This is a genomic window from Anaeromyxobacter sp. SG66, assembly GCF_022690805.1.
Lineage (GTDB): Bacteria > Myxococcota > Myxococcia > Myxococcales > Anaeromyxobacteraceae > Anaeromyxobacter > Anaeromyxobacter soli.
The window spans coordinates 1-4,321 of record NZ_JALCZC010000189.1 but is presented as its reverse complement, the minus strand read 5'-3'; the positions used below and the strand labels follow the sequence as shown (position 1 = coordinate 4,321).

6 protein-coding genes and 1 pseudogene are annotated in these 4,321 nt (G+C 75.3%); 2 read left to right on the top strand and 5 right to left on the bottom strand.

The genetic code is table 11. The features are described from left to right. A pseudogene (locus MNZ39_RS23450) lies at nucleotides 1-469 on the top strand (carboxypeptidase regulatory-like domain-containing protein); the annotation flags it as partial. Between the two features lie 48 nt (nucleotides 470-517). Here MNZ39_RS23450 and MNZ39_RS23445 read toward each other — a convergent pair. Continuing rightward, entirely contained in the window at nucleotides 518-1,330 is an 813-nt protein-coding gene (locus MNZ39_RS23445; RefSeq protein ID WP_242341505.1) for a Sir2 family NAD-dependent protein deacetylase, read from the bottom strand. A gap of 109 nt (nucleotides 1,331-1,439) precedes the next feature. On the opposite strand from MNZ39_RS23445, the gene apaG reads away from it, so the two are divergent. Continuing rightward, nucleotides 1,440-1,817: a Co2+/Mg2+ efflux protein ApaG gene (gene apaG / locus MNZ39_RS23440; protein ID WP_242341504.1), complete on the top strand. Its 378-nt coding sequence runs from the start codon at nucleotides 1,440-1,442 to the stop codon at nucleotides 1,815-1,817. A gap of 61 nt (nucleotides 1,818-1,878) precedes the next feature. On the opposite strand, the gene MNZ39_RS23435 is transcribed toward apaG, so the two are convergent. The 4 genes from MNZ39_RS23435 to MNZ39_RS23420 form a co-directional block, all read right to left on the bottom strand. Next, nucleotides 1,879-2,331: a biopolymer transporter ExbD gene (locus MNZ39_RS23435; RefSeq protein ID WP_242341503.1), complete on the bottom strand. Its 453-nt coding sequence runs from the start codon at nucleotides 2,329-2,331 to the stop codon at nucleotides 1,879-1,881. 2 nt (nucleotides 2,332-2,333) lie between these two features. After that, nucleotides 2,334-3,023: a MotA/TolQ/ExbB proton channel family protein gene (locus MNZ39_RS23430; RefSeq protein WP_242341502.1), complete on the bottom strand. Its 690-nt coding sequence runs from the start codon at nucleotides 3,021-3,023 to the stop codon at nucleotides 2,334-2,336. Nucleotides 3,024-3,114: 91 nt separating this feature from the next. After that, nucleotides 3,115-4,008: a DUF4292 domain-containing protein gene (locus MNZ39_RS23425; RefSeq protein WP_242341501.1), complete on the bottom strand. Its 894-nt coding sequence runs from the start codon at nucleotides 4,006-4,008 to the stop codon at nucleotides 3,115-3,117. Nucleotides 4,009-4,028: 20 nt separating this feature from the next. Beyond that, nucleotides 4,029-4,321, bottom strand: a 293-nt coding sequence (locus MNZ39_RS23420) for a TRAP transporter TatT component family protein (protein WP_242341500.1), incomplete at its 5' end; no start/stop codon positions are given.

Sequence of the window (4,321 nt, the reverse complement as noted above, 5' to 3'; positions counted from 1 at the left end):
GGTGGTGACGCTCTCGCGCGCGGGCGACGAGCGGATCGCGCTCGCGACGAGCGCAGGCGAGGACGGGCGCGTCGTGCTCGCGCAGGAGATGGGGCTCGCGGGGGCGAACGTGACGGTGCGCGCGCGCAGCGGCGGCCGGAGCGGCGCGTGGACCGGCACGCTCCCGGCGGCCGGCTCGGTCGTGCTTCGGCTCGAGCGCGGCGGCGCGGTCGAGGGGGTGGTGCGGGCGGCGGGTGCGGCGCCGCGGAGCCTCGTCGTGGAGGTGGCCTCGCAGCCCTCCGCGAACGCGTGGCGGACGACCGACGTGCACCGCTTCGCGGGCGCCCGCTTCGAGCTCGGCGATCTGCCCACCGGCCCGGTGCGCCTCACCGTGCGCGCGGACGACGGGCGGCGCGGCGCGGCCGAGCTCTCCATCGCGTCGGGCGAGACGCGCAAGGTCGAGATCGCGCTCGGGCGCGACGGGCGCTGACGGCGTCGTCCGAGCCCGTCGCGGGACGCGCCGCTCGGCCGGCGCCGCTCACCCGCCGAGCGCCGCCACGATCTCCGGCAGCCGCTCGCAGGCGCTGCCGCGCGCGAAGAAGCCGCGCTGCGACCTCTCGGCGAGCGCCGCGAACGGGTTCTCCTCGGGGTTCACGTCGACGAGCGCCGCGCCGCGCTGGAACACGAGCCGGCCGATCTGCATCGGCAGGTTGGTCGCGCCGCTCGTCCCGACGACGAGCAGGAGGTCCGCCGCCTCCGTCGCGCGGAGCGCGCTGTCCATCCGGTAGTTCGGCTCGTCGTAGTACTCGTCGAACCAGAGCACGTGCGGACGGAGCCACCCGCCGCAGGCCGGGCAGGCGAGGCGCGCCCGGTCCTCCGCGCTGAGCGGCTCGTCCTTCGCGCGGGGCGGGAACGCCGGCAGCTCCAGGCGTCCCACGCCGCACTCCGCGACGCAGCGGACGTAGGCCACGTCGCCGTGGATGCAGAGGACCCGGTCGGATCCCGCGCGCCGGTGGAGCCCGTCGATGTTCTGGGTCACGAGGGTGAAGCGATCGCCGAGCGCGCGCTCGAGCGCCACGAGCGCGGCGTGGCCGGCGTTCGGCTGGGCGTGCCGGCAGAGGCCGAAGCGGTACAGGTACCAGCGCCACACCTCCTCCGGCGAGCGCTCGAACATCTCGTGGGTGGCCATCTCCTGCGGCATGTAGTTCTGCGAGCCGACCACCCAGTACCCCTCCGCTCCGCGGAAGGTCGGGATGCCGCTCTCCGCCGAGATGCCGGCGCCGGTGAGGACCACCACCCGCCCCTCCGCCTCCCGCACGGCGTCGAGGATCGCCTTGAGCTTCGGTTCCATTCCATCTCCACGGGGGCCGTCGCCCCGCCCGCTCGACCGTCGACCCCGGGCCGCCGCGCCTCACCCAGCGTGCTGGCGCGCCCGCGCGCGCCCGTTATAACGTTCGCACGTGTCGACCGCCGTGACCCAGGGAATCCGCGTCGAGGTGCAGGGCACCTACCGCCCCGATCGCTCGGAGGCGGGGCGCTGGCTCTTCACGTACACCGTCCGCGTCGCGAACCGGGGGAGCGAGCCGGCGCAGCTCGTCTCGCGCCGCTGGGTCATCACCGACGCGAACGGCGAGCGCGAGGAGGTCGTCGGCGAGGGGGTCATCGGCCAGCAGCCGCACCTCGAGCCGGGCGAGGAGTTCGAGTACACGAGCTTCTGCGTGCTCGAGACGCCGCACGGCTCGATGCGCGGCAGCTACCGGATGCAGCGCCCGGACGGGACGAGCTTCGAGGCGCGCATCGCGCCGTTCCCGCTCGTGGTGCCCGGTCGCCTGAACTGATCGAACGGAGGCTGCGCCCCTCGCCTCCCGCGCCGGCGCGCCTGCGTCCTGCTCGCGCCGGCTACTGCCCCGCGCGCGTGGCGATCGCGAGCCGCGTCAGCCCTTCCTGGCGCGCCAGCTCCATCACCGCCACGACCCGGCCGTGCTGCACGCCCTCGTCGGCCTGGAACAGCACCACGGTCTCCGGGCTCCGCTCGCGCGCCGCGGCGAACGACTGCCGCAGCGCGGCGTCGTCCTGCACCTTCCCCCCGACGACCACGCGGCCGTCGGCGAGCACCGCGACGGTGAGGTCGCGCGCGACCGCCGTGGTCTCGCCCTTGCCGCCCTTCGGCAGGTTCACCTTGAACCCGCCCTCGTCCCGTCCCGCCTCCGCGATGGCCGTGGTGGTCACCATGAAGATGATGAGCAGCACGAGGAAGATGTCGGTGAGCGGCGTGATGTTGATGTCGGCGAAGATCCCGCCGGCCGTCTCGAGATCGTCGCCGTTGCCGTTCTGCGGCCCGCCGATGGCCATCGTCAGGCCTCCCGCGCCGGCCGCGGCTCGGCCGCCGGGCGCGCCGCCGCGGCGGGCAGCGCGTCGTGGAGCGTCTCGAGGAACTCCTCGACCAGGAGCTTCAGCTGCAGGGCGAGCTTCTGCACGTGCACGTTCAGGAAGTTGTAGATGACCACCGCCTCGATGGCGACCGCGATGCCTCCCGCCGTCGCGACGAGCGCCTCGGAGATGCCCGAGGCGACCACGGTGAAGCCGCCCTGCCCGGTGGCGGCCATGTGCCGGAACGCCTGCATGATGCCGACGACCGTGCCGAAGAGGCCGATGAACGGCGCGATGGCGCCGACCGTGCCGAGGACCCAGACGTTGCGGCGGAGGCGCAGGTTCACCTGCTGGCGCTCGCGCTCGACCGCCGCGTCGATCTTGTCCTCGTCGGGAGCGCCGCCGCGCGGGCCGCGGCGGCCGGCGGCCGCGAGGCCGGCGAGGAACACGTCGGCGGCGGGAGACGGGGAGCGCTCGCACTCCGCCCGCGCCTCGTCCAGATCGCCGCGGAGCAGCGCGCGGAGGACCGCGTCGGCGACCGTGCGGGCGTTCGCGGCGAAGCCCCACAGCGCGATGGCGCGCTCGATGGCGACGGCGAGCGCCAGCACCGAGCAGGCCCCGATGATCCACATCGACCAGCTGCTCTTCAGGACTCCAAGGAAGCTCGTGTCCAAAGGGGTCTCCCGTGCGAGGAGACGGGAGTCTAATCGGGACCGGACTTCCGTGGGGCGCCAGGGAGCAGATCGAGGGCTCGCCCCCTCCCGGCTACCGGGCGGGTGGCGGCGCGGGCGCGGCGGGCGCCCTCTCCTCCGACGGGGCCGGCGTGCCGTCGCGGAAGAGGTTCGGCGGCACCGGCCCGGCCGCGCGATCGAGCTCGACGACGCGCGCCCCGCGCGGCGGATCGAGCGAGAACCGCACGCCGTCGAGCTTGCCGTTCACCTCGATCTCGTCGGCCCAGCGCAGGTCGAGCCGCACGCGCGGGTCGTCGGAGCGGAGCCGCACCTCGCCGGGGAAGCGGCCACCTTTGAGCGGCCGGAAGCCGTCGAAGTCGACCGAGTAGGCGGGGGCGGTGCCCGGCGGGACCGCCACGATGCTCGCGCGCTCGACCGCGGCCTCCTCCCCGATGCGGACGTCCTGGGCGCGCCCGTTCCCCTCGAGCGAGAGCACGAGCGCGCCGTCGCGGACCTCGACGTCCACCGGCGTCTCGAGGAGCGGCGCCGAGCCGCACAGCAAGGTGACGAGGTCCTCGGCCGGGAGCGGCAGGGGGACGAGCCGGGAGAGGTTCTCCGGCGTCGCCTCGCCCCGGTAGAATACCCGCTCCTTCGCGTCGTAGAGCTGGAAGCGCCCGCCCTCCGCGACGAGCACGGCGCCCACGTTGCCGAAGAAGTCGAGCACCTCGACGTGCAGCCGGTCGGGCTTCTCGGCGGCGATGAACTCGCGCACCGACACCCAGCTGCGCATGCCCTTCGCCTCCACCTTCACGCGCGCCTCGCCGGAGACGCGCTGCACCTGCGCCTGCGCCGCGCGCACCTGCGCGAGGAGCGGCCCGGGATCGCGGGAGAGGTCCGGCGGCGGCCGGCGCGGGTGGCAGGCGACGAGCGCGAGCGCGGCGAGGAGCGCCGCTGCGCCGCGCGATCGTCGGAGGGGGACTGCGGGCATTCTCGTCTCCGGGAGGCGGGCTAGAAGAGGCGCGCCCTGCGCTCGCGCAGCTCGGCCGCGCGGCGCTGCGCGATGGCGTTCTCGGGCGCGCGGTCGGGATCGCGGGCGGGGTCCGAGCCGACGACCTCGGCGAGGAGCTTGTCGAAGAGCGCCGCGTCCTGCACGAGCACCGCGTAGGTCTCGGCCTCCGCGACGCGGCCGAGGAGGTCGTCCGGCGCGAGCTGGCGCGCTCGCTCGAAGTGGGCGCGCGCCGCCGCCGCGCCGCCGCCCGCCGCGACCGGGAGCGCCGCGCCCCAGGCGCCGAGCGCGCGGT